1 protein-coding gene is annotated in these 1,457 nt (G+C 65.4%); it reads left to right on the top strand.

Going from position 1 to position 1,457, the window contains the following annotated elements:
- Positions 1–301: 301 nt before the first annotated feature.
- On the top strand, positions 302–1,444 hold the full coding sequence (locus tag AWC16_RS20265) for an IS30 family transposase (protein WP_109561512.1): 1,143 nt from the start codon (positions 302–304) through the stop codon (positions 1,442–1,444).
- Positions 1,445–1,457: the final 13 nt, after the last annotated feature.

The raw sequence follows: 1,457 nt of genomic DNA, 5'->3' as shown, positions 1-1,457 counted from the left end.
ACTCGCCTCAGACTCAAGTGATCGCTGCAACACCTGACCAGGAAGGGGTCGGTGCTGCATGGGTCACGAGACGGGGTTTCGGGGTTCGGGTGTTCATCTAGACGTTGAGTCGGCTGGGGCTGTTCGGGCGACGTTTTGGGCGGCAGTGCGCTCTGGGCTGTCACCGACGGCGGCCGCCACGGTCGCTGGTGTGTGTGGCGCTACGGGCCGTAGGTGGGCCAAAGACGCTGGCTATCGACCTGAGAAGGGGCATTCGGGCACCCGGTACTGCCAGCAAGTCAAGGATGCATTCTGGGCCGCGATGCACTCCGGCGCGACGGCGACGCAGGCCGCGGTGGCCGCGGGTGTGTCGGAACACACCGGGCGGCATTGGGTCGATCAGGCTGGTTTCGTGCCAAGAACACCGATTTGTGCTGTTCAAGAGCCTGCAGAGGTATCACGGGCGTTGTCGTTCACCGAGCGCTGTCGTCTCGAAGAGCTGTTCGTCTCGGGGCACTCGCAAGCTGATGCCGCGCGATTGTTGGGACGGTCCCGCTCGACGATCAGCCGGGAGGCGCCTCGGGGAGCGACCAGCTGCGGCTACCGCGCCCGGATAGCCCAGGACACCGTCGATGCTGCCCGTGCTCGCCCGAAGGTACGCAAGCTGGAGTCCAACCCGGCGTTGCTGGCCGAGGTTGTGCGACGCTTGAAATTGCGGCACAGCCCCGAGCAGATCATGCGCCGGCTGCGGCAGGATTTCCCCGACGATCCGGAGATGCGGGTGTCTCACGAGACGATCTACCAGGCCATCTACGTCCAGCCCCGCGGAGAGTTGGCCCGCCTGGTCAAAGCCGCACTGCGAACCGGACGCACCCAGCGAAAGGCTCAGGGCCGCCACCCTATTGACAATCGAGGCCAACTCAAGGACATGGTCAACATCAGCGAACGTCCCGCTGAGGCCGAAGATCGAGCGATCCCCGGGCATTGGGAGGGCGACCTGATCATCGGCGCCGACAGCGCCTCGGCGATCGGCACTCTCGTCGAGCGCACCACCGGATTCACCTTGCTGTTGCACCTACCCGGGGATCGCACCGCCGCGACCCTCGCCGAGGCGATGACCGCCAAGATGCCCGAACTGCCCGAGATCCTGTGGCGCTCGCTGACCTGGGACCAGGGCAAGGAGATGGCCCTGCATACCCAGATCACCGAGGCCACCGGCCTGCCGATCTACTTCTGCGACCCCCACAGCCCCTGGCAGCGCGGCACCAATGAGAACACCAACGGCCTGCTACGCCAGTACTTCCCGAAGGGCACCGACTTGTCGTTCTACGGCCCCGGCTGGCTTGACCAGGTCGCCGCCGAACTCAACGGCCGACCGCGCAAACGACTCAGCTGGCGAACCCCCGCCGAAGAACTCGACCGACTACTGTCAGACCCGTCCACATTCGTTGCAGCGACCGCCTGAATTCAGGCGCACT

The organism is Mycolicibacter longobardus (genome assembly GCF_002102265.1).
In the GTDB taxonomy this organism is placed as follows: domain Bacteria; phylum Actinomycetota; class Actinomycetes; order Mycobacteriales; family Mycobacteriaceae; genus Mycobacterium; species Mycobacterium longobardum.
This window is presented reverse-complemented; position numbering and strand designations above follow the sequence as displayed.

Bases quoted from the DNA above. Each gene is read 5' to 3' on its own strand.
- AWC16_RS20265 (WP_109561512.1), top strand. From the start codon at position 302: ATGCACTCCGGCGCGACGGCGACGCAGGCCGCGGTGGCCGCGGGTGTG.